Here is a 24,945-nt window from a genome sequence, read left to right as displayed (position 1 = left end):
CTGTCGGAACAGTCATCTCTCGGACTGCGCCGGCAGGAGCTTTGCCATGTGGAGGTACCATTCCCCCATGGACATCTTGCGAGAAGATGAGCGCTGTGGGATCTGCGGTCAGCCGATGGATGCCCACGAGGCCCATCAGCAGCACGAGGACGGCAAGCCCGCCCGAAAGGGAGGGCGCATCTCGTACGTCGTCGTGGAGGTGCGCGGAGCCACTGTCCATTACCAGGAGACCGAGAACCCCGGTCGGAGGTTCCAGTCCGGTGCCTCCGATGTCGCCGGAAACCTTCGAATCGATATTTCCGAACTGCCCGGATGCCACTTCACGTGCTGGGTGGAGCCCACCCAATACGGCGTCATTCGAAGCGACTTCCAGCTCGCCTGACACCACGGGCTCGAAACGCCCGGCCGGGTTTCCTCGGCCGGGCGTTCCGCCTTTTCATGGCTCGTTCCCGGGAAGAGGCCTCAGCAGGCGCCCCAGCTCACCGCCCCCGTGCCTCCGCCTCCAGGCGCAGTGCCTCCTCCATCACCGCCCGGGCGATCGGTGCCGCGTCCCCACCGCCGCTGATGTCCGTGCGGTCGGCCCCCGCGTCCTCGACACGACGGCCACCGCGACCGCCGGCTGGGCCGAGTCCGGGGCCTGGGCCCAGGCGATGAACCAGGCGTAGGGGTGCCCGTGTTGCCGAGGCCGTGCTGGGCGGTGCCCGTCTTGCCGGCGATGCGGGAGCCGGGGATGGCCGCGTTGGTGCCGGTGCTGTCTTCGACCGCCGGGCCGCGGCCGCCGAGGCGTAGCCGGTCACCGGTGCGTACAACGGCCCCTTCGTGTATGTGCGTTCTCAGCGCGGCTGCTGTCCACTGTCTAGGGAGCCGGTGACCGGACGGCCGTCCACCACGATCTCGCCGCGAGGCTGGCCCCAGCGCGTGATGGCGATCCGGCGGTTGGCCGGACTGTCGTCCAGCTCGTCCGCCTCCAGGACCATCACCCGCGCCGCGTCGACGAGCAGCGCGATGAGCAGGACGAGGCAGAGCGCGGCGGCCCGCCGGATGTACTGGATCATGTCGGGCCTCTCATCTCGCGTCCTCCACGATCGGGGCGATGACCCCGGTGTCGGCCATGTCCGGGCGCGGGGCGCGGGCCGAGTCGGAGACCCGGACGAGCAGCGCCACGATGACCCGCCGCGATCGGCCCGAGCACGCGGCCGGTGGGGAACTGCAGCCGCCAGATCTTGCGATCGGTGCAGGCGAGCGCGTTGCGGTTGGCGGCGAGATAGGCGGCGAAGAAGACGGCGAGCAGGGTCTTGGCGAACTCGCCCGGCTGGTAAGGAAAGCCCGCCGATCCGGATCCAGATCCTGGGAGCGCGTCGCCGCCGCCTGCGCACGGATCCTGGACCTCGACCCCGAGTGGATCGTCCTCGGCCACGGACCGCTCAAGATCGTCGCTGACTTCGGTGACGAAACCTACGTCCTCGGCTGACCGCACCCACCAGTCGGGTCGTGCCGCTTGGTGCCGACCGTGGCTGGCAACGCGTCGTCTCGCCTAGTGGTCGGCCTCGTGATCTGGCTGGCCGCTGCCCAGTGCTGTTCACCGCGCTGCGTTCGCTTCCACGATGGCCGCCACGCTGGTGCTGGGAAGATGCCAGGGCGGGACGCTGGCCAGCGATCAGGCCCGAGAGTCGTGCGGCTGCGACGGCGGCGCCTAGGTCGTGCAGGGGCCTCTGAGGGATGCCGAGGTAGGGGGCGGGCGGATTGTGACAGCCCGTCCTGCATCCGTGGATGCACGCAGCCGCAGTTGCTCATCGAAAGATCCTATTTCACTCGATGCGGCGGGGCTGGAAACGGGGCGGTACTCCGCAACCGCGCCAGCCCTCGACCCTACGCTTGGGATGGCTGAGCTGGCCTGATCGCGGTGGCCAGGTGAATTCGGTTGCTGGTCGCCGAGTGGGTATGGCTGGGGCCCGGCGCTCGGGTCGGGGTGCGCCGTCGCGCGCGGTCCGTGGGCCGCCGTGGCGATGGCGGCGAACGGGCAACGGGCCGCCGGCGTTGAATCCGGCGAAGCCCAGCAGCCGGCCGGCGACGACTCTGACGCCTCGCCGGTCATGGCCGCTGTCGTTTCCGGCGCACCTCGGCGGCGAGCCGGTCGCGCCAGTCCTCCAGGCGGTGGAGTGGGTGCTGACCAAGGTTCTCGTCGATGCCATAGATGGTCGACCGTTCGGCGGCGATCTCCCCCTCCACGAGGGCCAGGGCGCCCGTAAGGTCGCCGTTGCGCTCCAGCTCTCTGGCCAGGGAGGTCCGCACGATCCGCAGGTCGCTCTGCCGCGTCGGACCCAGGGCCTCCACGTCAGCGAACAGGGCGGTCAGCCGCCGGACCGCCTCGGCCGTCTCGCCGTTCGCGCTCAGGGAGTAGGCGAGAAGCCGCCGCTGCTCGTGGGTATCGCGATGGTCGGGTCCGAGCGCCCGGGTCATGTCCTCGACGAGGACTTGCGCGTCGGCGATCGCCCCTGGCAGGTCCCCGGCGGCCCGGCGTTGCCGGACCACAGAACCGCGTGCGGACAGGGTGTCGGGGTGGTCCGGCCCGAACTCCGTCGTACGGTCGGCCACTCCCACCTCGGTGAGCCGCAGCGCGCCGGCCGGGTCGCCTTCCCTGGACAGCCAGAACGCCAGCTGCTCCCGAGCCCGCAAGGTGTCCGGGTGCCCGGCACCCAGCGTTCGGACCAGGAGGTCGAGGTACTGCTCCGCCTTCGGCCCCGCCAGCGACTTCGGCCGCTGCCAGTGCCGGAACCGCCGCTTGACCAGCCAGGTACGCGGTGTGTGCCGTGGGCGCTTCATCCGGTCTGTCGTTGTCATCCCCGCTCCTCTCCGCCTGCCTGACGCGACATCAGGAGGCGCCGCCGCTGTCCACCCACGTCTCCCTGGCCTCCCGGTCCCATCTCGGGTTCCTGTCGCTCAGCCCCAGCCGCTCCTGCAGCTCGGGGCCGAGGGCCTGCTCGGCCGGGTGCGCCGACAGCCGGCGGCAGTGTTCCATTCATGTCCGCCTCCCGCTTGTTCCGGGAGGGTTCACGCGAGCGGGGGCCCGCCGAAGCCAGCCCAAGGGCCGAGGCGCTCACGTACCGGTCTCCTTGGCCACGTCCCACACCCGCGCCCCGTCGTCGTACCCCACGGTGACGATCAGCGGCGGGCCCTCGGGCGGCCGGACCTGGCACACGGCGCGCACCCAGCCGTGGCCGCTGATCAGGCCGGCGAGGTCCATGCCCAGGTCGCCGACGCGCTCGCCCGTGAAGGGGTCCCAGACCGCGGTGCCCGGGCCGTCCCCGCCGGCGACGAGGACCGTGCGGTCCCCGGCGTCCGCCTGGCACAGGGCGTACACGGGCCCGGCGCCGGCCGTGAGCGCCCGTGCCTCCTGGGGCGCCTCCAGGTCCCACAGCCGCACCACCCCGTCCCGGCCGGCGGTGGCGAGCAGTGTGCGGTCGCCGTCGGAGACCTCGCACAGGGTCCACACGAACCCCTTGTGCCCGGTCAACTCCAGGTCCGCCTGCGTGGACTCGGGGTTCCACACGAGCACCGTGCCGTTGCCGTGTCCGGCCGCGATGAGCGTCCGGCCGCCCGTCCGTACCTGGCACAGGGCGAAGATCCACCCCTTGCCGCGACCGGTGTCGAACGCGCGCACCAGCCGGCCGTCACGCGGGTCCCACAGGCGTACGGTGTGGTCACGGCCTGCCGAGGCCAGCAGTTCACGTCCGGAGACCCGCACGGTGCACAGCGCGAACACCCAGCCGCGGTGACCGGTGAAGGAGGCCACCAGCTCGCCACGGTCCTCCAGGTTCCAGAGTCGTACGACCCCGTCCCGGCCACCGGTTGCCAGCAGGGGCGTACCGTCCACGCGGACCTCGCACAGTGCACGGACCCAGGTGCGAGAGCTCACAAGGACCGCCACGTCCTCGCGGGCGGCCGGATCCCCGAGCCGGATCACCTTGCGGTGCCCGGAGTACGCCACGAGTCTCCGGCCGCCGACCGTGACCTCGCAGGCCGCCTCGAACATCGGCCGGTACCGGAACCTGCCCCCCGTCCGTCGCCGGACCACCCACACGCCGATCAGCAGGACGATCCCCGCCATCACACCGACGATCAGCATCTGCCCTCCAATTGGAGTGCCCGGCGCCTTCCGGGCACCGCAACGGCCCGCAACGGCCGTATTCGCCTGGGACTTGATCCTCTCGGGCGCAACGGACCGTGAGGACCGTGGTGTTACGTAGTTCGGTTACGTAATCTCCGCACTCGTCACTTCCGCCGGACGAGCGTTGTCCTGCCCTCGGCAACCGGGGCCGTCCGCGCGGGTACGGCGGCTCGTCGTCGGCGGGGCGTGATCGTGGACACGAACTTCGCAGGTTGCCGATGGCGTACTACAGGATGTGCGGGGGCACCACCTGTTGCGGGGGGACATGAGGGCATGACGACGGAACAGATACCGCTGATCGGCAGAGAGGCGGAACTCGGGCGGCTCGACCGGCTGTTGGCGGACCTGGTGGGGGACAAGGGCGGCCGCACGGCGGTGCTGGACGTCAGCGGTGAGGCGGGCATCGGCAAGAGCCGGCTGGTCCACGAGCTGTGCCTGCGTGCGGCGCGGCGCGGGGCGGCGGTGCTGCGCGGCCGGGCGACGGAGTACGAACGCCACATCCCGTTCCAGCCGTTCACCGACGCCTTCGCCGACCTCGACCCCGGGGTGGTGGAGTCCTTTCCGGCCGCCGCCGAGGTCGCCCCGGTGATCAGCGGCACCCCGCGCCGCGCGGACCGCTTCGGCCTGCACCGGGCCACCGCCGCCCTGCTGACCCACGCCGCCGCGTCCCCGCTGGTCGTGGTGGTCGACGACATGCACTGGGCGGACGCCGCGTCCCTGGAACTCCTCGACCATCTCGTACGGCATCCCGTGCGCGCCCGCGTCCTGCTGGTCGTCGCTCGCCGCGACCGGCAGAGCCCCGCCCCGCTCGCCGTGACCCTCACCCGCGGCGCCGGCACCGGTGCGGTACGGCGGATGGTCCTCGGGCCGCTCGGCGAGCGGGAGTGCGCCGAGTTGGTCACCCCCGGCCTGGCCCGCGACGCGGTCGTACGGCTCTTCGCGGCCAGCCAGGGCAACCCGCTGTATCTCCTGGCCCTGCTCCAGGCGCACCGCGAGGGTGCGTCGGTCAGCCGGCTGTCCACGACCGGGCTCGGCGCGGTGCTGCTCGACGAGCTGACGCCGCTGACGCCCGCGCAGCGTCGGCTCGTCGACGTGGCGGCCGTGCTGGGCGACCACGCCACGCCCGCCCTGCTCGGTCCGGTGACCGGCCGCGAGCAGGCCGACCTGGCCGCCGACCTGGCGGAGCTGACCCGCCGCGACCTGCTGCGCACCGGCCAGCACGGGCGGCTCGCGCTGCGGCACCCCGTGCTGCGCAGCCTCGTCCACGACGGCACCGACCCCTGGCTGCGCACGGAGACCCACCGGCTTGCCGCCGCCGAACTCGCCCGGGTCGGCGCCCCGCTGGCCGAGCGGGCGCACCACGCCGAGCGGTCGCTGTCCGGCTGGGACCCGCAGACGGCGGCCGTGCTGACCGAGGCGGCCGAGCAGGCCGCCCACACGGCGCCCGCGAGCTGCGCGCACTGGCTGGAGGTGGTGCTCCGGCGTCTTCCGCACACACCGGAACACGCCGCCCGACGCCGCGAGTTGATGTTGCGGCGGGCCCGGGCGCTGGGTGCCTGCGGGCAACTCAGTGGAAGTCGCGACCTGTTGCACCAGGTGATCACCATGCCCGACCCGGGCGACGGGACGGGGTCGCGGGCGTCCGCCGTCGTGCTGTGCGCGGTCATGGAGCGTCACCTGGGGCGTTACTCGGAGGCGGTGGCCCTGCTCCGCCGCGAACTGCACAGCGATCCGCCCCCCTCGCCCGCCGACCATGTCGCCCTGGGCATCGAACTGGGCTCCTCCGCCCCGCACGACACGTCGTACCCGACCGTGCGCTCCGAGGTTGCGCGCACCCTGGAGGTGGCCCGCTCCCTCGGGGACGAGACGGGCGTGGCGGGCGCGCTGGCCGTCGCCGCGCTGGGGGAGGCGTACGAGGGGGAGACGGCCGCGGCCGACAGCCTCGCCCGGCAGGCGGCGGCATTGGTGGACTCGCTGCCGGACGGCGACCTGAACGGCCTGTGCGAACCGCTGGCCCGACTGGGCTGGGCCGAGGCGTTCCTGGACCGCTTCGCCGACGCCGAGCGGCACGCCGACCGCGGTCTGGCCATCGCACGCCGTACCGGCCAGCTCTATCTCCTGCCCCACTTGCTGCTGTGCAAGGCGCACGTACGGATCCAGACCTGCCGGCTCGCCTCCGCGGTGGAACTGGCGGACGAGGCCGAGGACATCGCCCGGGGCATAGGCAGCGACGAACTGCTCGCCTTCGTCCTCGCCACCAAGGCCAATGCCCTCATAGACGCTTGCCCGCCCGGCGATCCGCTGCCCCTAGCCACGGCCGAGGAGGCGGTGGCCGCGGCGGGCGTGGGCGTCAACTGGTGGGCCTCCATAGCCTGGTGCATGCTCGGCCATGCGGCGCTCATCGCCGGCGACCCGGCCCGGGCACGGGACGCGGTCCTGCGGGCCGGCGGTCCCGGCCTGCGGAGGCTGCAGCCCTCCATGCGCCCGCTGTTCCTGGAGATCCTGGTGACCGCCGCCGTCGCCGGCGGCGACACGGAGGCGGTCGGGGAGTGGGCCCGGCGGGCCCGGGACGAGGCCGAGCGGCTCGACCTGCCCGTGCAACGCGCCTCCGCCATGCGCAGTATGGCGCACGTGCACCTCAGCCTCGGTGACAGCCGAGCGGCGGCGGACCTGTTCGCCCAGGCGGCCGAGGAGAGCGCCCGCAGCGGGGCAGCCTTCTGGGAGGCGTACTCCCTGCTCCTCGGCGCCCCCCTGCCGGCGGCGGACCCGGACGGTCCGCGGCGCGGGCAGGACGCCTGGCAACGGGCCCAGCGGATCGCCGCAGCCGGGGACTGCCGGATGCTGACCGGCCTGGCCGAGCTGGTCCGCCCCGCGGTGGCCGAAGCCACCGACGCCCCCGAGCGGCGGCTCGCCGAACTCACCGCCCGCGAAAGGGAGATCGCCGACCTCGTCGCCGAGGGCCTCACCAGCCCGGCGATAGCCGACCGGCTCTGCCTGAGCCGCCGCACGGTCGAGACCCACATCTCCCGGATCTACCGCAAGACGGGAGTCTCGTCGCGGGCCGCACTGGTCGGTCTGATGGCGGGACGGGCGCCCGGGCGCCCGTTCAGCGGGTGAGCCACGCCCCCTTTCGGGCCGGGGGGGTGCGGTCGGCAGTGGCTACTGGACGTCGACGCAGTCACCGGTCGCGCTGACGGCGGCGGTGGCGTCGTTGCCCGCGAACACCAAGCGGTAGTAGCCGTCGGAGGTCGCGGTGGTCGTGGCCGTCACGGCTTCGCCGGCGCCGCTCTTCACCGTCTTGAGCGTGGTGTAGGTGGTGTAGGTGGTGCTGCTGCCCTTCTTGCGGAACTGCAGCGCATGCGAACCCCCGGCGGTGTGCGGCGGACGGGGCACGGACGTATCCGTGCCAGGGCGGAGTTGCGAGACTGCCGGGCGGTCAGTCTTCGAGGGGCAGGCCCTCCATCAGGGCTCGCGCACGGGCTCCGTTGCCGTGCAGCATGGTGCCGTCGCAGGCGGGCAGGTCGGCCGAGACCTTGGCCAGATCCTTCTCGGCGATGTAGCCGATGGGCTTGTCACCCTTGTCGGTGAAGTCACCGGCGAGGCCGGTGTCATGGCTCGTTCCCTCGGCCACCACCCTCTTGCTGTCGAGTAGCACGCCGTACCAGCGGATCGGATTTCCCGCCCTGTCCTTGCCGGAGCACACCACGGACACCTTGTCGCCGCGCAGCGGGTGACAGTTCGGCTTGAGGGGCGTGCCTCCGCAGGTGTCGTTCGCGCCGACCCTGATCTCCTTGCAACTGGCGTCGTCATCGCCGTCGCAGACGACCGGCATGATGTTCATGATCGGGGTGGCCTCGGTCGGTCCTTCGTGGACGGGTGTCCAGTCGGCCTCCACAGCCGTCTTGTGGATCTCGGGAAGCGCACAGAGTTCGATCTCCGCCGTACCGCCGAACTCGGTGTCCTCGACCGTTGCCGAGTGCTTGTCGGGGCAGTTCTTTGAGTCCTGTGACGCGGAGTCGCCCGTGGCTCCCGCCGCGGCCGACGAGCCCCTGGCGCTGTCCTCCGTGTCCGCCCCCGAACCGCATGCGCCGAGGGTCAGCGCGAGGGCGGCTGCCCCGAGACCAGCAAGAAGGCGATCGCGCGTTGACATGAAGTGATCCTCTTTCCAGGCCGGTGGCCACGTCTGATACATCCGAGGCCGCTGACGCCAACGCTGTCAGGAACCGGCTCGTGGGACGTCCGTAGGATCACGTACCTTCGATACGCAAGATCCGCAGGGGGGACCGTCCCGGCTCCATCACCGAGCCGGTAGCGGCGCAGGACATCCTGGACATCTGGACCATCGGTGGCGCCCCGTCGTATCTCCGGGTGGCTCCGCGTGGCCGCGCCCGGATGAACGGGGCAGAACTGTGCCGATCAGTAGGGAGTCGGAGGTCGCAGCCGGCCCGGCATCGCACTGCGTCAGATCTTGATGACGCGGAGGCCGGGGCCGCACAGCATGATCAGGTCTTCGGGGTCTGACGTCAGAACGGTCGCAGGGGCATGCCTCAAGGCACCCAGAGGCCCGGCAAAGGAACTCCCGGGGACCCTTACGGTGCCCAGGGACCCGCGAGGGACCGGAAGGGCACGGAACGACCGGGAGGGACATGGGGCTCAGGCGTATGGCAACACGGCTTTGACCTGCGGAAACGAGAGACGCAGGGTGGGATCAAGAAGATCGCGGATGATCCTCAAAGGACTCATGATCCGTCGGCCGTGGGTTCGAGTCCCACCCGCCCGCCCCACTGCGCACTACGTCTGAAGAAACCATCTGACCTGCGAAAGCGTAACGGCGAAGGTCGCCGCGCAAGCTGGCGATTTCGTGCGTGAGTCGATCTTGCTCGAAGGGTCGCGTGGCGAATGTTGGTGATGTATCTTGAGTATGTACATCATGGACTCGTGGATGGGGTGTCGGTGTGTCCATCACCCAGATTGACCTCGATGACGAGGCGCTGACCGAGGCGATGCGCCTGATGGGCGCGTCCACGAAGAAGGAGACCGTCAACGCTGCCCTGCGGGACTACGTTGCCCGTATCAAGAGGCTTGAGGCTGCCGAGAAGCTGGCCGCACGAGGCGAGCGGGGCGAGTTCGAGGCTGCGGCGGCCGCGCATGACGCTGCAAAGCGCGCGCGGCGGGCGGCCTTCGAGTGATCACGTATCTCCTCGACACATCCGCCCTATGGCACCTGTTCCGTACGCCGGGAGCCTTGCGGTCATGGGAAGGGCACATCGCCGCCGGCGTGTTCCATGTCTGTGAGCCCACGAGGGCGGAGTTCCTCTACTCGGCCACCAGTCCGGCTCACCGGGATGAGCTCGCCGAGGAGTTGGACGCCCTGTGTAAGCTCTCGCCAGTCCCGAAGAACGCGTGGCGCTGGGTCGACACCGCCCAGTACAAACTCACTCAACGCGGGCAGCATCGCGCCGCCGGCGCAATCGATCTCCTGGTGTGCGCGACAGCTATGCACCACGGTCACATCGTGCTCCACGTGGACAATGACTTCGTTGCCGTGGCGGCGGTACTCAAGGAAGTGCAGCAGCGGGACGTACGCGCCTGACCGCGGCACGCTTCAACAGCCCGCGGCCTGATGTGCCGACCCCTGTCGCACCACGGCCACCCGCCGGCATCCGCCACAGGGCGCCTCCCGCACCACCGCACCCGTGTCCAGGAAGTCGCCGGGAGCGGCCAGTTGGACCTTGTTGCGCCGAGCGACGTCGGGGTGACGTACTAGGAGATCGTCCAGAGCGTCAGCTCGGCGACGTAGTCGGGCCTGACCTCGTGGGGCACCACGTCGGTGATCTTCAGCATGGCCAGCTTGCCGTCCGAGGTGACGGTGCACAGGACGGTACCCTTGGTGAGCTCCGTCGTGAGCGCCTCGCCCTGGATCTCGGTCGCAAGGGCGTTGGTCTCGGTCGCGGACTTGCAGTCCTCCGGGGTGGCGCCGGTGCTCTTGCCCGTCGTGGTCACGAACTTCAGCTCGGAGACGCCGCTCCAGTGCGAGTACTTCAGCTCGCTTCCCGGTGAGATCTCGGAGGAACCCTGCCAGTCGGTCTTCGGGTCGGCCTTCGGGGCGTCCAGGTCGACGTGGGTGTAGGCGAAGTCTTGCGGTGCCCGGAGCGTGAACGGCTTCTTCTCGAAGACCGCCGTGTACGTGGCCTTGCCGCCCGTTTTTCCGCCGGCGGACTTCGACGTGCCCGGTGCCGGGCTGCTCGCCGTGGCTCCTCCCTTGGCCCCGTCGGTGCCCTTCCCGTCGGGGCGGGTGAGTGACCAGGTGACCCCCGCCGTCACGGCCACGGCCATGAGGACGGCAACAGCGGTCAGTCCGGTCCGCCGCCGCACCGCGGCGGGAGCCGGGGCCGGGGGCGCGGCAGCAGCCGGGGTCGGGGCTGGGGGAGGGGCGGTCGTGGGTCGCGGTGGCCGGGTCGGTGGTGCCGTCGGGGCTCCGAGCCCCGTGGCCGTAGACGCGTATGCGGGTGCCGGTGGGTGTTCGGCGGCCTGCTCACGGCGGGCGATCTCGGCCGCGATCGGCTCCGGCAGCCAGCCGGTGAAGTCCTGCGACCTCCGGCCCCCGACCCGCTCGCACATCTCGGTCAGCTCGCCCGGGGTGGGACGGGCTGCGGGGTCGGCGGAGAGGCATTGCTCCAGAATGCCCCGCAGCTGCTCCGGGTAGCCGGACAGGCTCGGCGGGCGAAGCTCGGTGTTGGCGATCTTGGTTGCCAGGGTGATGGCCCCTCCGTCGCCGTACGGGTGGCGGCCGGTCGCCGCGACCGCCGCGACCAGGCCCAGCGAGAAGATGTCGGTGGACGGGCCGAGGGTCTGCCCGCCGGCGTGCTCGGGCGACATGAACTGCGGGGTTCCGATCAGCCCGCCACTGCGGGTGAGCTGAGTGGCGTCCGCCGCCCGTGCGATCCCGAAGTCGATCACCGACGGCCCCTGCGGTCCGAGCAGGATGTTGCTCGGCTTCAGGTCGCGATGGATCACTCCGGCCGCGTGCACCGCGCGCAGCGCCTCCGCGGCGCACCCCATCAGCTGAAGGGCCGTCGGCAACGGCAGCGGCCCGTACGTCGCGAGCGCGACGTCGAGCGGTACGGCCGGCATGAAGGTGGTGGCGAGCCACGGCTCGGCACCGGTCGTGTCGTGGTCGACCACCGGCACCAGGTGGTACCCCTGCACCTGCCGTGCGGCCCGGGCCTCCTGCTCGAAGCGGCGGCGGAACTCGTCGTCCTGTGCGTACTCCCGGCGGATCACCTTCAGGGCGACGGGCTGATTGCCCCGTGTGCGCGAGAGGTAGACCGTCCCCATGCCGCCCTCGCCGATCCTGGCGAGCAACCGGTATCCGGCGACCTCGCGCGGATCGTCGGAGCGCATCGGCTGCAAGTAGCCCATGTCGTCGGTGGTGTTGATGAGATCACTCTCCCCCAGTCGCGCCATCGGGTGAATGCTAGTGGTGATCGCGTGAAGGCCGGATGGATTCCCTGGGGAACCGCTACAGGCGTATTGTCACGCTGACTTGACGGCAACTCAGTCACGTCGGCACCCTGACTACGGAGGGTTAGTGGAGCGCAATCTGGCGGCTTCGGCGGACCGGGCCGATTACCTCGTCGACCTCTCCAACATCGCGCGCCAGACGTCGATCGGCGGCCCCGGTGACCGCTCGCTGCACCGTCTCCGCCTGGTGCTCCAGGGCCTGGTCCGCCTCACCGGAGACCCAAGCGTCTCCGTCTACCTGATCGCCGACAGCAGCCTGCTGGGCGGGCAGAAGCACTTCACCGACCCGGCCGAGGCCCGCCTGCTGCGCCGCTGGGTCACGGCCGGGCTGGTCGAGGAGGTCGCCGACGCCGACGACCGGGTGCTCGAGATCGCCGGCATGACCGGCATCCAGGTCATCACCGGCGACTACTACGTCGACCATCGCCCCGATCACCCCTGGATCCAGGGCAACACCTGGCAGTTCCTCAAGCCTGAGCCCGGCCGCAGGGGGTCGGTCCGGCTGGTTCCGCTCGACATGGGAGTCCGTACCCAGGCCGAGATCTCCCGCAGGATGGAGCTCTCGGCCCTCAAGAAGCAGGGCCTGTTGACCTCGGCCCGGAAGCCGCTGATCGACGTGGTCACCCGGGCCTGGCGTTGCCCGGAAGCCCGCTGCTCGCTCTACAGCGTCCGCAGTGGCGGGCGGGTCCTCCTGCCCCGGATGCGACGAGGCGTGCCCACCTGCGAGCTGCACGGCACGCCCCTGCTGGACGACGGCCCGAGGCCCGGCGCGGCACAGCTGAAGGCCGTCATCGACGGTACCTGCGCGGCCCGCTACACACTCGACGAGGGTTCACAGACCGGCATCGGGCGCAATCCCGGAGAGGGCGGCATCGCGCTGCACGGCCTGCTGACCGCGGAGACCGCGGCGCGGGTCAGCCGTCGGCATGTGGTGGTCCAGATCAAGGGTGGATCGGTCGTGGTCCGCGACACCAGCACCTACGGCTCGCGGATGCGCAGCGCGGGCAAGCGGGGTGAGCTGGGGGCGTGGGAGCAGCTGCCCCCGGAGACCAACCGGCCCTTCCGCCCGGGCGACGAGCTCGAACTCGCCCCGGGCGTCGTGCTCACCCGCAGCGGCCGGCGCTTCCCCGCCGAACTCGCGGACGCATGGCGCGCGGAGGCCGTCCGGACGCCACTCCCGACGGCTGCCGTGGCGGAGACCCGGCTCCACTGATCCGGACCGACCGACTGATCAACCAACCGGCCGAGCCGTCAGAACGTGAAGACCGGGTTTCTGGCCATGCCGACGCTCATCTTGCACGCGTTGCCGTAAGTGGCCGACCAGCTGACCCCGTAGTGCAGGGCGGGTGCGGGTGCGGGGCCGGGGATCCGGGCGCGTGTCGATGGCGGGCCGTCCAAGTCCAGAACGACCCAATCGAGCGGTAAGGAACTCCGCTGCGCCGGAGTTCGACTCCCGTTCCGTCCAGGACCACGACCTGCGAGGACGGCCTCCTGTGCCGTTCTCGGCCGACGTGCGCGGTGAGCGCGGGGAGGCTCCCAGTGGACACGCGTTGGACGGAAGGACCCGGAAGGATAAGGAAGGGCGACGCAGAGCCAGAACAGTGAAGTACCCCTGACCTGCGGTTATAGGAAGATCGAGGCGAGAGCGGTGGTGGATCGGAAGATCCGAAAAGGACTCGTAATCCGTCGGCCATGGGTTCGAGTCCCACCCGCACCACCAGTAACGCACCATGACCAGCGGAAACGGATCGTCGGTGGCTCTGAGTCACAAACTCTTGGCCCATTGGAGAGAAGCCAGCCGCTGGCTGCCCAGCGAGTGACGAGTGGCACGCGGGTTTCTTTGTCATCGCCCTTACCCAGTGGTGCGCGTTGAGGCCGGCAGCCTCACCAATGCCCTGCATATCCACCCCGTGAGATAGGGGCCGGACCAGCGCGTCCCGTTGCTACCCTGAAGACGAGGTGTGCGGCTCGCCCCGGGCGAGAAGGGTAACGCTGTGTCCCGACCGACCACCGGCAGTGATCAGGTCAAGCCGCGGGATCCGCCTGCCGCGATCGAGCAGGCGAGAGACGCGGTGGCCCGTCGTGCCTGGGCCGATGCGAACGCCACTCTGGACGGACTCGACCGTCACCGGCTGACGCCCGACGACCTGGCCGCGCTCGCCGATGCTTCGTGGTGGACCAGCCGGATCCCGGAGTCGATCGAGGCGCGGACTGCGGCGTACTCGGGCTACGCCGCTCGAGGAGACGAACGGCGGGCCGGGTACTGCGCCTGGATGCTCTTCTACGAGCATCAGCTCGCCGGGCACGTCGCGGCGGGGGCAGGCTGGTTGCGTCGGGCGCGTCGGCATCTGAGTGATGAGCCCGAGTGTGCTGAGCAGTGCTATCTGGTCTGGGTCGAGGCGGAGGAAGCACAGCGGTGCGGTGCGTTCGACAAGGCCATGGAGCTCGCGAGTCGGATGGGCGAGATCGCGGAGCGGTGCGGCAGCACTGATCTGGTGGCTATGAGCATCCAGGTCAGGGCCGGCGTGCTGCTCGCCCAGGGGCGGGTCGCCGACGGGCTGACCCTGCTCGACGACGCGATGTGCTCCGCCGCCGCGGGTGAGCTCGGCCCGTTCTTCACCGGATGGATCTACTGCCTGGGCCTTCAGCAGTGCATGAGCTGTGCCGATCTGCGGCGGGCCGGCGAGTGGACGGACGCCGCGATGGCCTGGTGCGCGTCCATGCCGGGCGAGAACAACTTCCGCGGCCTGTGCCGCGTCCACCGCGTGCAGGTGCTGGAACTGCGCGGTGAATGGCCGGTGGCGGTCGGCGAGGCGGCCGTGGCCTGCGAGGAACTGCTGCCGTGGGAGACGCGGATGGCCGGCGAGATGGTCTGCCTGGTGGGCGACATCCAGCGGCGGAGCGGCGATATGGCCGCGGCGGAGGCGTCGTACGAGCGCGCCCACGAGCTGGGCCGCGATCCGCAGCCCGGACTGGCCCTGCTGCGGCTCGCCCAGGGCAGGGCGGCCTCCGCGGCAGCGTCCCTGCGGCCCGCACTCGCCTCTGAGGAAACCAGCGATCCCGGTCACCTCGGCCGCAGCCGGCTGCTCGCGGCCCAGGTGGAGATCTCGCTCGCGGCGGGGCGGCCGGCCGAGGCGCGAACGGCCGCGAGGGCGCTGGAGTCGGCCGCCCGTGAGTGGGAACGCCGGTGCGGATCCGGGACGACCGTCCTGCATGCGACCGCCACTCAGGCGGGCGGCGCGTTGGCCTTGGCCGAGCAGGACGCCGGTCGTGCGCGGCACCTGCTGCGGCGGGCCCTGTCGCTGTGGCAGGGGCTCGGCGTCCCGTACGAGGCGGCCCAGGTCCGGATGGTCCTGGCCGCCGCCGACCGCGCGGCAGGTGACAGCGAGGGCGCGCGACTGGAGCTGCGGGCCGCGCACGCCACCTTCGAGCGCCTGGGGGCCGAGCCTGACGCACGGCGGGCGGGGGCCCTGCTCAGCGCCGCGCGCGGCCGGCTCCCGGGGCGGCTGACCGCGCGTGAAGCCGAGGTGCTGCGTTTGGTAGCCGCCGGCCGGACCAACCGAGCCGTCGCCGCCGAGCTGGTGATCAGCGAACACACCGTCGCCCGGCACCTGAACAACATCTACGCCAAGCTCGACGTCTCCTCCCGGGCAGCCGCCACGGCGTACGCGTACACCCACGGTCTCGCGTAGCTCCGGGGCTGGCTCGCATGGGCCGTTCTTGCCATGACCGCGGCTGGGATGGGCAGTGCGCTCGATGACCAGGGGATCGGCCCGGACGTACAACGGTGATGTAGCCATTCCCGACCGCTCGAGAGCAGGTGGCAGCCATGACCACCGACAGCACCGTCCTCGACGACCGGCTCACGCGACGGCTACGCGAGGCCGTCCGGGGCGAGATCGTCCAACCCGGGGATCCGGGGTACGACGAGGCGCGCAGGGTCTACAACGCGGTGCACGAGAAGCGGCCCGCGATCATCGTCCGGGCGGCTGACACCGGCGACATCAAGGCCACCGTGGATTTCTCCCGTAACCTGGGGCTGGCACTCGCGGTCCGCGGCGGCAGCCACAGCGTCCCCGGATACGGCACCTGTGACGACGGCGTCGTGCTCGACCTCGGCGCCATGCGGGGCGTACGGGTCGATCCCCAGCGGCGTACCGCCCGGGCGGAGGGCGGCTGTACCTGGGCCGACGTCAACCACGCCACGCACACGTTCGGCCTGGCCACCACCGGCGGCATCGTCTCCAGCACGGGCATCGGCGGGCTGACCACCGGAGGCGGCATGGGCCATCTGTCCCGGCGGTGCGGCCTGGCCTGCGACAACCTGGTCTCGGCCGACCTGGTCACAGCCGACGGCTCCCTGGTGATGTGCGACGAAAACCACCACGCCGACCTGCTATGGGCGGTGCGCGGCGGGGGCGGCAACTTCGGCGTCGTCGCATCCTTCGAGTACCGGCTGCACCCGGTGGCCCGCATCCTCGGCGGACCGACGTTCTACCCGCTCGACGGAGACGTGCTGCGCGCCTACCGCCGGCTGATCGCCGACTCCCCGGAGGAGTTCAACGCCGTCCTGGTCATCGGCCTCGGCCCGCCGCTCCCCTTCCTGCCGGAACGCTGGCACGGCCGACCGCTGTGCGGGGTGCTCACCTGCTTCAGCGGCCCCGAGGACGAGGACGACCGGGTCGTGGCCAGGCTCGGCCGGCTGGGCCCGATTCTCGGAGAGCACGTCGCGCGCATGCCGTACCCGGTGATCAACACGCTGTTCGACGACCTGCTGCCCGCGGGACTGTTCCACTACTGGAAGGGTTGCTTCAGTACCGGGCTGCCCGACGGGGCCATCGACGCCTACGTCGAGTACGGCGCGGACACGCCCAGTATCGAGAGCGCGACGGTCGTGTTTCCCATCGACGGTGCCTGCCACCGGGTGGGGCAGGGGGAAACCGCGTTCGCCTACCGCGACGCCGACTTCTCCACCGCCCTGAGCCCCACGCTGCCGACGCGCGCGAGGCTCGAGGAGCGGATCGGCTGGGTGCGCGCCTTCGCCGCGGCGCTCGAGCCCTACTCGGCGGGCGGCGGGTACGTGAACTTCATGGACGCCGACGACCAGCACCGGGTACGGGCCAACTACCGGCAGAACTACGACCGTCTGGTAGCCCTCAAGCGCCACTACGATCCCGGCAACCTGTTCCGGCTGAACCACAACATCGCGCCCTGAGCTGCCGATCGGAGGGGGAACGGCCTTCTCAAGCGGTGCCGAACGAGTCCTCAGGGGCCTGGAGCCGGACGCGCAGGGAAGAATCGCGGATGGGGCCGCACCTCGCAGGTCGGGGTCGGACGGCAGGGCCGGGCGGCTGCCTGCCGTGGATGGACGGTACGGGCCCCGGCGCTCGCTCACCGCGTGCCGGACGGCGCTTCTTGATCCCTGACGTCGATCATGCGCACGGGCTGTCCGGTCGCACGGGCGGTCGTCTCGAAGCCGCGGTCATGGTGCAGCAGGGTCAGCCCCGTCTCTTCCGCGGTGGCGGCGACCGGCAGGTCGACGGGGCGGCCCGGTCCGCCGAGGCCGAGCGGGAGCTGGCCGAGCTGGAGTCGGGCGGCCGGCGCGGCCCCACGGCACCGCACACCCGGACGCCCGGTGGCCGAGACCGGGCGCCGGGCTCGCTGCTGTGGCGGCTGGTCGACTTCCGCGAGCAGGTGCCGGGCGCCGAACGGGCAGGTCTGGAAGCCGCGTTGGAGGCATCGGGTCTGCTGGATGCCTGGGTGTACCCGGACGGCACCGCCGTGCACGCGGACGGCCACGGCGTTCTGCTGTCTCCGGGTGCTTCCTTGAGCGAGCCGACGCTCGCCGACGTGCTCCGCCCCGCCGTCGACCACGGCGACGCCCGGGCCCTGTCGGCGGGTGAGGAGACCGTCTCCCGGCTGCTGGCGGCTGTGGGCCTCGGCTCCGGCGGCTTCGGCGACACCTGGGTGGCGGCCGACGGCCAACGGGGAGAATCCGCTGCTCACGAGTACGGGTCAAGGTGTCGCAACAGGTGCGGACACCTCTGCCGGTCGTCGAGCCGGCGCCCTCAAGGGCCGACGCCTGCTGCGGAAACTCTGCCGAAGCGCCGGCCGCGCCACCGCGATCGTCGAGGCCGTCCCGTCCTTCACCACGCCTCGACGCGAGGTCGGAAAAGGATCACTGTCCGAGGTCGATCGTGCGTACTGGCTGTCCCGTGGTCCGGGCGATGGTTTCGAAGTCGCGGTCGTGGTGGAGCAGGGTGAGGCCTGCCTCTTCGGCGGCGGCTGCGACGAGGAGGTCGATCGGGCCCGCGCTGCGGTGTTCGCCCTTCGCCGTGAGCTGCTCCTGGACCACGCGGGAGCGGCGGTAGACGCCGTCCGGCATCGGACACCATACGTAGTGGGCGTCGAGTGCCGCCTTCAGTTGTGCGCGATCCGCGGCTGAGCGGGCGGAGTTGAGGACCTCGAGTTCCGTGATGTCGCAGATCGCGACCAGGCCGGCGGCGATCCTGTCGTCCCATTCGGCCGTGTTCTGGCCGAGTAGGACGCGGGCGAGGGCGGAGGTGTCGATGAGATAGTCGGCGACGGTCACGGCCGGTACCGGCTCTTGTCCAGGAGGATATCGATTTCCAGGGCTCCGTCCGTCACCAGCTGCCGGGCGTCGTCGAGCGCGCGCAGGCGCCGGTAGCGGGCGGTGACCTCGCGCAGGGCGGTGTTGATCGTGTCGCGCTTGGTGGTGGTGCCGAGTTCTCGGGCGGCTGCTTCCAGTGCCTCGTCGTCGAGGTCGATGACAGTTCGGCTCACGGCGACTCCCTGTGTATACAGCAGTTTATATCAGTATACCTGATCCACTGTATATTGAGCCGGCGGGGCGCTGCGCTCGAGTTCGAGTGCGTCGGTGACGGCATCGGGCCAGAGGCGCCGGCCCTGGCCGACACCGAGCCACACATGACGCTCCGGGCTCCGACGCAGCCGCAGCTCGGCGGTGGTGGAGGATCGGGTGACCGTTCGTCGTAACGCCGCCGCCTTCAGTACTGAAGTGCCGTGGCCACGTCCCCGCCGATGCGCTCGACCGCGGCGAGGTCGAGACCGTAGTGGACGTAGCGGCCGTTGCGTTCCACGCGGACGAGTCCCAAGTCGCGCAGGGCGCGAAGGTGGCGGGAGACCTGAGGGCGGGTCATCGACAGCCGGTCCGCGAGGTCGGCGGTGGTCATCGCCTGGCGGGCGATGAGCCGGCACAGCCGGACGCGGCGCGGATCGGTGAGCGCCAGCATGCGGCTGCGGGCCAGGGTGACCCCGATCTCCGGGGCGTCCACCGGGAAGTGGACGACCGGTGGGAGACCCGGTTCGTCCTTCACGAGCAGGTGCGGGGCGCCGTACCGGGTGGGGATGAGCAGGAGCGGCGTACGGGCCGGGCTGACCACGGCGTGGTGCACCTTGTCGAACACGACCCGCGAGGGACCGGCCGGCCGGGCGCTGGACGGGCTGAGCGAGAGCAGTGCCGCCTCGGGTCCCTCGTCCGCGAGCCGCTGTCGCACCAGGTGCGCGGCACGGGTGAGTGCGGGCTCCGTCGTCGCCCACAGGTCGGCGAAGAAGACACTGCGGCACAGGCCGAGGAAGGCGAGGATGTCTGCGCGCAGGCGCTCCGGGTCGCGCAGCAGGTCCTCGGCGAGGGCCGGATGCGGTTCCGGCAGACCGGATGCGGCCCGGCGCAGCTCGGCCGCCTGCGCCGGGTCGTGGAGGAGTCGGCTGAAGTCGAAGCCGCGGTAGCCGCTGACGCAGGACTGGGCGGTGAGTTCGGCGAAGCGGCCCGTCGCCAGTGCCGCCAGGGGCACGTTCAGCCCCGGGTAGAACCCGCGCCAGCGCAGCGCCGTCCACAGCGGGGCGAAGCGATGCAGACCGGCGCGGAACGCGGGCGGGGCGTCGCGGATCACCTGCTCGGCCCAGAGCGCGTGTTCGGTGTGATGGGTGTGCTCGGTCAGAACGTGCAGGCTCGCCGCCAGTTCCGCGAGCGGCGCCACCTTGACGGTGAAGCGGTCGGGGGTGGCCCCTTCAAGGACGATCACGACCGGCATGACGCGGAGTGTACGGTCGCGGGCTGCTCACGTCAGCACCTCGGCTCCTGCGGCGACCTGTGCGAACTCCGCTCGCGCGGCCGCCAACAGCTGCTCGTCCGTGAGTAGTTCGGCGACGACACGGGCCAGACCGGTCGCCGCGATCTCGGTGCGGTCGTGGGCGAGCGAGGCCGCCGCCGCCTCGCGCATCGCCTCGGAGTGGGCGGGTGTGCCCGGCTCGGCGATCTGGACGTACGGATGGATCACCGGCAGCAGCCGGGAGAGGTTGCCGATGTCGGAAGAACCGGCGGGGCTGTCCGGACCGGCGGGCGCGATGTCCAGACCCAGGGCGCGCACCGCATGCCCGAACCGCTCCGCGAGCCCGGTGCTGTCCCGGCGCTCCGCGTAGAGCGGTCCGGTCTCGGACACCTCGGCCGTGGTCCCGGTGGCCAGCGCCGCGCCCTCGGCGGCCGCGCGAACCCGCTCGACGAGCGCCTCGGCCGCGACGGCCGTTCGGTCCCGTACGTACAACTCCACGGCGGCACGGGCCGGTACGACGTTCGGGGCCTGCCCGCCGTCCGTGACGATGCCGTGCAGGCGTGCGGTGGGCGGCACGAACTGCCGCAGCGCGTCGAGGGCGGTGAGGAACAGCTGGGCGGCGGCCAGTGCGCTGCGGCCCTCCCACGGGGATTTCGCGGCGTGCGCGCTCACGCCGGTGAACGCGACGCGCAGGTGCGCCGCGGCCAGCGCGTGCTGGGTGGTGAAGGAGCGGTCGGCCGGGTGGAACATCAACGCCGCGTCCACGCCTTCGAACACCCCGGCCTCGGCCAGCCGGATCTTGCCGCCACCGCCCATCTCCTCGCCGGGCGTGCCGATGACGGCGACCGTGCCCGGGTGCGCGGGCAGGGCCCGTACGACGGCGATCGCGGCCGCGGCACCGCCGGCCGCGATGAGGTTGTGCCCGCAGCCGTGCCCGATGCCGGGCAGCGCGTCGTACTCCGCCAGTACGGCGACGTACGGGCCGGGCCTGCTGCCCTGGTGCACGGCCAGGAACGCGGTGTCGAACCCGCTCGCCGCCGCCGTCACCGTGAAGCCGGCTTCCGTGAGCCAGCGGGTCAGCTCCTGGTGGGCGTGGAACTCGGCGAACTTCAGCTCCGGCCGAGCATGGATCGCCAGGCTCACCGTCTCCATGCGGGGGCGCAGCGCGGCGAGTTCGGCGGCGAGAGCCCCCAGCGGGGGCGGCGCGGTGGTGGGCACGGGTCTCCTTCGTCATCGGTCGATGGGTCGGTGCGTACGACGAGACTGCGCCCGCCCCTCGCGCCGCAGCTCCGCGATTACCGCGCCCCAGGTAACTCCGGCGGGGGGCCGGTCCGTGGCGGACAGCATGTCGGCGTGTGGAACGCCGTTGCGTTCCCGGACGGTTGGAGGGATTCATGGGCTCAGGACAGAGGCGGAGATCGTCCGTCCGCAACCGCGCGCAGACCCTCGGTCTCGGCGGGGAGCGAGGGGACTATGCCGTCGCGGGCGTACCGGGCGCCCTCGGGCAGCTGCTGCGGCGGTCCCTCGTGCTGCTGTGCGTCGTGCTGGTCGGCTACGCGATCGTGGCGCGGCCCGAGTGGGGTTTCCTCAAGGGCGTCGGCACAGCGATCGCCGTGGCCCTGGCGCTGTGCGGCCTGAACCTGACCTGGCGGCTGCTGTCCGCCAGGTTCGGCCTGCGCAGGTGCTACGTCCACGAGCAGGGCCTGGTGGTCACCAACACCCTCGGCGGTGTACGGCACGCGGTGGCGTGGAGCGAGGTGACCGGTCTGGCGTGGATGTCCAATCTGACGCTCCTGTTCGCCTTCCACCGGTTCGAGATCGAACGACGCGGTGCTAGGCGGATGGCGTTCGTGGCCCTGGGCGCGAACCCCGCCCTGGCCGCTGCCCTGTTGCAGCAGGCGGAGGAGAACGGGGTGGTGCCATGCTGATCGCCGGGGTGATCGTGGCGGTCGTCCTGCTGGTGGCCGTGGTGCCGGTCCGACGCACCCGTTGCCGGTTCCGGCCCCTGTTCGAGGCGGCCTGCGAGGTCGCCGTGGGTGAGCGAAGGCTCGTGGCGTACTCCGGGCACCGCAAGGTGATAGGGCGCGCGGACCCGCTCAAGCGCGAGGACATGGCGGTCATCACGGCGTCGCGCACATGGATCCGCGCGCTGTGCGAGGTCCGCGTGGACGGCAGGCCGCTGCTGGCATCCGGCGGCCGGGACCGGATCGTCCGGCTGTGGGACCCGCGGACCTGGGAGCAGGTGCGAGCGCCGGAGCGCGGCACCGGACCGGTGTACGCCCTGTGCCGGGCGGACACGGAGGACCGCCCTCTGCCCGTCGCGGGCGGCGACGGTCCCGGCACGGCCGTCTGGGACCCCTTCACCGGCGAACCCACCGACATCCTCGGCATGGACCTCGCGGGCATCCTCGACGCCCACGGCTGGGTACGTGCGGCCTGCCAGGTCCGCCCGTCGGATGGTCCGCCGCTGATCGTCACCGCGGGATACGACGACGGGGCACGCATATGGGACGTGGCGAAGGGGATCGGAGCGTGAACCCGAGGGAACGCCGGACGGAGCGGGACCAGGTTCATGACTGAACCGGCGTCGGGGGACCTGGCGTCGGCGGACCTGGCGTCGGCGGTCGCGGCGGGGACGTACGCCGCGGCCCTCGACGCGGATCAGCGTGAACGCGCTGGGAGGCGTCTCCGGGCCCGACGGGCCCTGCGCCGATCCTGTCGTCCCGCTCGGCCGTGGTCCGGCCGGGGAGGAGACGGGCGAGGGCGCCGCGGGCGTCGTGCGGGTGGCGCCCTGCTCGGCCCGGGCGGTCCCCACTGAGCTGCCGTCGCCGGGCGCGCTCCCGCGTCTCCCGTGGCACCCCGCATCGGATCCGCTCGGTCCGTGCGGAGGCCGCCGGCTCGACCTGGGAGGAGGTTCGCCCCGGGTTCGCCCCGGGCCCTGACCGCCTCGCGCCGGCAACTCGCGTCGCCGCCGGAGCCCGGGCCTCCCGGGTGTCTCCTTTGGGGCACCGAGAGCCGATTGGGCGGGGTTCGGCCGCCATTTTCCCCCCTTACGCGTAGGCGGGCTTGGCTCTAGTCTCGACCAACCGCCTGCGAGTTACCTGCCGGTTAACAAGACACTGAGCGCGCCCCCCGGGCCCGGAGGTCGATGTGAGTTCCGCCCAGTCACTACTCGAAAGCCGCCCGGTCTCCGTGGCGCATCTGTTCCTCTCCAGAGTCGGGGCGACACCCGGCCGGGAGGCCTACCGCTATCCCGTGCCGATCGACGGCCGGACCGGCGACGGCGCTTCCGGCGCCGAGCAGTGGCGCTCCCTGACCTGGGCGGAGACCGGAGAGCGCGTCAGAGCGATCGCGGCCGGCCTGATCGCCCTCGGGCTGCAGCCCGAGGAGCGGGTGGCGATCTCCTCCTCCACCCGGGTGGAGTGGATCCTGGCCGACCTGGGCGTCATGTGCGCGGGCGCGGCGGCAACCGCCGTCTACCCCAGCACCAACGCGGACGAGACGGTGTACATCCTCTCCGACTCCGGCAGCCGGGCCGTCTTCGTGGAGAACGCCGCCCAGTTGGCCAAGGTGGCCGGCCAACTCGACCGGCTGCCGGGGCTGGGCCACGCCATCCTCTTCGACGCGGAGGAGGCCGTACCTGAACTGGAGAAGCTGGAGGGGCTGGAAGGTCTGGAGGTGCTGTCCCTCGCCGAGTTGGAGAAGCGCGGCACCGGGTACCTGGAGGAGCACCCGGACGCGGTCGACAACACGGTACGGGCGATCGAGCCGGAGCAACTCGCCACCCTGATCTACACCTCCGGAACCACCGGCCGGCCGAAGGGCGTCCGCCTGGTGCACGACTGCTGGTCGTACCAGGCCGTGGCGCAGGAGGCCCGCGGGCTGCTGCGCTCCGACGACGTGCAGTACCTGTGGCTGCCGCTGTCGCACGTCTTCGGCAAGGCGCTGATCTCCGGTCAGATACAGACCGGCCATGTGCTGGCGGTGGACGGCCGGATCGACCGCATCGTCACCAACCTGCCCGCCGTGCGACCGACCCTGATGGCGTCCGCCCCGCGGATCTTCGAGAAGGTCTACAACGGCATCGCGGGAAGGGCGAGAGCCGAGGGCGGCGCGAAGTACAAGGTCTTCCTGTGGGCCGCGAAGGTCGCCCGCGACTACGCCAGGGCAGGGCAGGAGAGCATGGCGGCGACCGGAAGACGCCGGGTGCCCGCGTCGCTCGCCGTGCGGCACGCCATCGCCGACCGGCTGGTGTACGGCAAGATCCGCGCGGCCTTCGGCGGCAATCTGCGCGCCAGCGTTTCGGGCAGTGCCGCACTCGCCCCCGACATCGGCTACTTCTTCGCCGGAGCCGGCGTGCGCATCCTCGAGGGCTACGGTCTCACCGAGACCAGCGCGGGCTGCGTCGTCAACCCCGCCGGCGACAACCGGATCGGCACGGTCGGCACCCCGCTGCCCGGCACCGAGGTCCGCGTCGCCCAGGACGGCGAGATCCTGCTGCGGGGCCCCGGCATCATGCGCGGCTACCACAACCTCCCCGAGAAGACCGCGGAGGTGCTGGAGAGCGACGGCTGGCTGCACACCGGCGACATCGGCGAGGTGGACGAGGACGGGTTCCTCCGGATCACCGACCGCAAGAAGGACGTGTTCAAGACCTCGGGCGGCAAGTACGTGGCACCCACCGAGATCGAGGGCCGCTTCAAGGCGGTCTGCCCCTTCGTCGGCAACATCCTGGTCATCGGCGACGGCCGCAACTTCTGCTCCGCCCTGATCACCCTGGACGAGACCGTGATCATGCCCTGGGCGGAGTCGCACGGCCTCGGCGGCCTCGGCTACGCCGAGGTCGTCTCCTCGCCGCAGGTCCACGAGCTGATCGACGGCTTCGTCCAGCGGGTCAACGGCGACCTCCAACGGTGGCAGACCATCAAGAAGTTCTCGGTCCTTCCGCGCGATCTCGATGTCGAGCACGGTGAACTCACCCCGAGCCTCAAGGTGAAGCGGCCGGTCGTGGAGCGCGAGTACGCCCAGGTCATCGAGGCGATGTACGAGGGCTCCCGCGAGGCCTGCCCCGTTATCTTCTTCGCGGTCCTGCAAGAGGGCCGCTGGCCTCCGGGCCCGGCATGACTGTTGCCCCCTGTCGAACGGATGACCTGGGGGGTG

20 protein-coding genes, 1 tRNA gene and 3 pseudogenes are annotated in these 24,945 nt (G+C 71.4%); 11 read left to right on the top strand and 13 right to left on the bottom strand.

The annotated features are described in order from the left end of the window. The first annotated feature begins 67 nt into the window (after window positions 1–67). A complete protein-coding gene (locus tag AB0J10_RS28445) occupies window positions 68–382 on the top strand; it encodes a hypothetical protein (protein WP_134403998.1) in 315 nt (104 codons plus the stop codon). A gap of 454 nt (window positions 383–836) precedes the next feature. Here the strand turns inward: AB0J10_RS28445 and AB0J10_RS28440 are convergent. The 5 genes and pseudogenes from AB0J10_RS28440 to AB0J10_RS28420 all read right to left on the bottom strand — a co-directional run. Continuing rightward, a pseudogene (locus AB0J10_RS28440) lies at window positions 837–1,055 on the bottom strand (penicillin-binding protein 2); the annotation flags it as partial. A 122-nt stretch (window positions 1,056–1,177) separates the two neighbouring features. Further along, window positions 1,178–1,349 (bottom strand): annotated as a pseudogene (locus AB0J10_RS28435) (FtsW/RodA/SpoVE family cell cycle protein); the annotation flags it as partial. 742 nt (window positions 1,350–2,091) lie between these two features. Next, complete coding sequence (locus tag AB0J10_RS28430) at window positions 2,092–2,841, bottom strand: tetratricopeptide repeat protein (protein ID WP_363065374.1); 750 nt, start codon at window positions 2,839–2,841, stop codon at window positions 2,092–2,094. A 31-nt stretch (window positions 2,842–2,872) separates the two neighbouring features. Next, a complete protein-coding gene (locus tag AB0J10_RS28425) occupies window positions 2,873–3,019 on the bottom strand; it encodes a hypothetical protein (protein WP_363065372.1) in 147 nt (48 codons plus the stop codon). 78 nt (window positions 3,020–3,097) lie between these two features. Beyond that, window positions 3,098–4,126: a WD40 repeat domain-containing protein gene (locus AB0J10_RS28420; RefSeq protein ID WP_363065370.1), complete on the bottom strand. Its 1,029-nt coding sequence runs from the start codon at window positions 4,124–4,126 to the stop codon at window positions 3,098–3,100. Between the two features lie 315 nt (window positions 4,127–4,441). On the opposite strand from AB0J10_RS28420, the gene AB0J10_RS28415 reads away from it, so the two are divergent. Further along, on the top strand, window positions 4,442–7,285 hold the full coding sequence (locus AB0J10_RS28415; RefSeq protein WP_363065368.1) for an AAA family ATPase: 2,844 nt from the start codon (window positions 4,442–4,444) through the stop codon (window positions 7,283–7,285). 42 nt (window positions 7,286–7,327) lie between these two features. Here AB0J10_RS28415 and AB0J10_RS28410 read toward each other — a convergent pair. Then, window positions 7,328–7,522: pseudogene (locus AB0J10_RS28410) on the bottom strand (hypothetical protein); the annotation flags it as partial. Between the two features lie 82 nt (window positions 7,523–7,604). After that, a complete protein-coding gene (locus AB0J10_RS28405) occupies window positions 7,605–8,318 on the bottom strand; it encodes a hypothetical protein (RefSeq protein ID WP_363065366.1) in 714 nt (237 codons plus the stop codon). A 547-nt stretch (window positions 8,319–8,865) separates the two neighbouring features. Between AB0J10_RS28405 and AB0J10_RS28400 the strand changes: the two genes are divergently transcribed. From AB0J10_RS28400 to AB0J10_RS28390, 3 genes are all read left to right on the top strand, one after another. Next, window positions 8,866–8,952, top strand: a tRNA-Met gene (locus tag AB0J10_RS28400). A gap of 171 nt (window positions 8,953–9,123) precedes the next feature. Beyond that, a complete protein-coding gene (locus tag AB0J10_RS28395) occupies window positions 9,124–9,357 on the top strand; it encodes a type II toxin-antitoxin system VapB family antitoxin (protein ID WP_363065364.1) in 234 nt (77 codons plus the stop codon). Beyond that, entirely contained in the window at window positions 9,354–9,761 is a 408-nt protein-coding gene (locus AB0J10_RS28390) for a PIN domain nuclease (RefSeq protein WP_363065362.1), read from the top strand. Before AB0J10_RS28395 ends, AB0J10_RS28390 begins: the two co-directional genes overlap by 4 nt. A gap of 170 nt (window positions 9,762–9,931) precedes the next feature. Here the strand turns inward: AB0J10_RS28390 and AB0J10_RS28385 are convergent, their stop codons facing one another. Continuing rightward, window positions 9,932–11,635 (bottom strand): serine/threonine-protein kinase, encoded by a 1,704-nt coding sequence (locus AB0J10_RS28385; RefSeq protein WP_363065360.1) that lies wholly within the window; start codon window positions 11,633–11,635, stop codon window positions 9,932–9,934. Window positions 11,636–11,759: 124 nt separating this feature from the next. Here AB0J10_RS28385 and AB0J10_RS28380 point away from each other — a divergent pair, with 124 nt between their 5' ends. From AB0J10_RS28380 to AB0J10_RS28370, 3 genes are all read left to right on the top strand, one after another. Next, complete coding sequence (locus tag AB0J10_RS28380) at window positions 11,760–12,905, top strand: FHA domain-containing protein (RefSeq protein WP_363065358.1); 1,146 nt, start codon at window positions 11,760–11,762, stop codon at window positions 12,903–12,905. Window positions 12,906–13,686: 781 nt separating this feature from the next. Next, a complete protein-coding gene (locus AB0J10_RS28375; protein WP_363065356.1) occupies window positions 13,687–15,384 on the top strand; it encodes a LuxR C-terminal-related transcriptional regulator in 1,698 nt (565 codons plus the stop codon). 137 nt (window positions 15,385–15,521) lie between these two features. Next, window positions 15,522–16,907 (top strand): FAD-binding oxidoreductase, encoded by a 1,386-nt coding sequence (locus AB0J10_RS28370; RefSeq protein ID WP_363065354.1) that lies wholly within the window; start codon window positions 15,522–15,524, stop codon window positions 16,905–16,907. Window positions 16,908–17,083: 176 nt separating this feature from the next. On the opposite strand, the gene AB0J10_RS28365 is transcribed toward AB0J10_RS28370, so the two are convergent. The 5 genes from AB0J10_RS28365 to AB0J10_RS28345 form a co-directional block, all read right to left on the bottom strand. Beyond that, entirely contained in the window at window positions 17,084–17,698 is a 615-nt protein-coding gene (locus AB0J10_RS28365) for a hypothetical protein (RefSeq protein WP_363065469.1), read from the bottom strand. Between the two features lie 172 nt (window positions 17,699–17,870). Further along, window positions 17,871–18,284: a PIN domain nuclease gene (locus AB0J10_RS28360; protein ID WP_363065352.1), complete on the bottom strand. Its 414-nt coding sequence runs from the start codon at window positions 18,282–18,284 to the stop codon at window positions 17,871–17,873. Beyond that, complete coding sequence (locus AB0J10_RS28355) at window positions 18,281–18,496, bottom strand: type II toxin-antitoxin system VapB family antitoxin (protein ID WP_363065350.1); 216 nt, start codon at window positions 18,494–18,496, stop codon at window positions 18,281–18,283. Before AB0J10_RS28355 ends, AB0J10_RS28360 begins: the two co-directional genes overlap by 4 nt. A 224-nt stretch (window positions 18,497–18,720) precedes the next feature. Next, window positions 18,721–19,767, bottom strand: a complete 1,047-nt coding sequence (locus AB0J10_RS28350) for a DUF5937 family protein (RefSeq protein WP_363065348.1) — start codon at window positions 19,765–19,767, stop codon at window positions 18,721–18,723. Between the two features lie 27 nt (window positions 19,768–19,794). Continuing rightward, complete coding sequence (locus AB0J10_RS28345) at window positions 19,795–21,003, bottom strand: amidohydrolase (RefSeq protein ID WP_363065346.1); 1,209 nt, start codon at window positions 21,001–21,003, stop codon at window positions 19,795–19,797. A gap of 176 nt (window positions 21,004–21,179) precedes the next feature. On the opposite strand from AB0J10_RS28345, the gene AB0J10_RS28340 reads away from it, so the two are divergent. From AB0J10_RS28340 to AB0J10_RS28330, 3 genes are all read left to right on the top strand, one after another. After that, entirely contained in the window at window positions 21,180–21,713 is a 534-nt protein-coding gene (locus AB0J10_RS28340) for a hypothetical protein (protein ID WP_363065344.1), read from the top strand. Continuing rightward, the gene (locus AB0J10_RS28335) at window positions 21,707–22,321 is read left to right on the top strand and encodes a hypothetical protein (protein WP_363065342.1); all 615 of its coding nucleotides are present in this window, start codon (window positions 21,707–21,709) and stop codon (window positions 22,319–22,321) included. The genes AB0J10_RS28340 and AB0J10_RS28335 overlap by 7 nt, the downstream gene beginning before the upstream one ends. Window positions 22,322–22,935: 614 nt before the next feature. Beyond that, entirely contained in the window at window positions 22,936–24,909 is a 1,974-nt protein-coding gene (locus AB0J10_RS28330; protein WP_363065340.1) for an AMP-binding protein, read from the top strand. Window positions 24,910–24,945 lie beyond the last annotated feature (36 nt).

The organism is Streptomyces sp. NPDC049887 (assembly GCF_040656535.1).
Classification (GTDB): domain Bacteria; phylum Actinomycetota; class Actinomycetes; order Streptomycetales; family Streptomycetaceae; genus Streptomyces.
The sequence above is the reverse complement of the archived record's forward strand: the minus strand, read 5'-3'. Positions and strand labels throughout refer to the sequence as shown.

Excerpts from the sequence above, each read along its gene's own strand:
- AB0J10_RS28340 (WP_363065344.1), top strand. The coding sequence starts at position 21,180 with ATGGGCTCAGGACAGAGGCGGAGATCGTCCGTCCGCAACCGCGCGCAG.
- AB0J10_RS28415 (WP_363065368.1), top strand. The coding sequence starts at position 4,442 with ATGACGACGGAACAGATACCGCTGATCGGCAGAGAGGCGGAACTCGGG.
- AB0J10_RS28370 (WP_363065354.1), top strand. The coding sequence starts at position 15,522 with ATGACCACCGACAGCACCGTCCTCGACGACCGGCTCACGCGACGGCTA.
- AB0J10_RS28420 (WP_363065370.1), bottom strand. The coding sequence starts at position 4,126 with ATGCTGATCGTCGGTGTGATGGCGGGGATCGTCCTGCTGATCGGCGTG.
- AB0J10_RS28385 (WP_363065360.1), bottom strand. The coding sequence starts at position 11,635 with ATGGCGCGACTGGGGGAGAGTGATCTCATCAACACCACCGACGACATG.
- AB0J10_RS28405 (WP_363065366.1), bottom strand. The coding sequence starts at position 8,318 with ATGTCAACGCGCGATCGCCTTCTTGCTGGTCTCGGGGCAGCCGCCCTC.
- AB0J10_RS28425 (WP_363065372.1), bottom strand. The coding sequence starts at position 3,019 with ATGGAACACTGCCGCCGGCTGTCGGCGCACCCGGCCGAGCAGGCCCTC.
- AB0J10_RS28445 (WP_134403998.1), top strand. The coding sequence starts at position 68 with ATGGACATCTTGCGAGAAGATGAGCGCTGTGGGATCTGCGGTCAGCCG.
- AB0J10_RS28335 (WP_363065342.1), top strand. The coding sequence starts at position 21,707 with ATGCTGATCGCCGGGGTGATCGTGGCGGTCGTCCTGCTGGTGGCCGTG.
- AB0J10_RS28350 (WP_363065348.1), bottom strand. The coding sequence starts at position 19,767 with ATGCCGGTCGTGATCGTCCTTGAAGGGGCCACCCCCGACCGCTTCACC.
- AB0J10_RS28430 (WP_363065374.1), bottom strand. The coding sequence starts at position 2,841 with ATGACAACGACAGACCGGATGAAGCGCCCACGGCACACACCGCGTACC.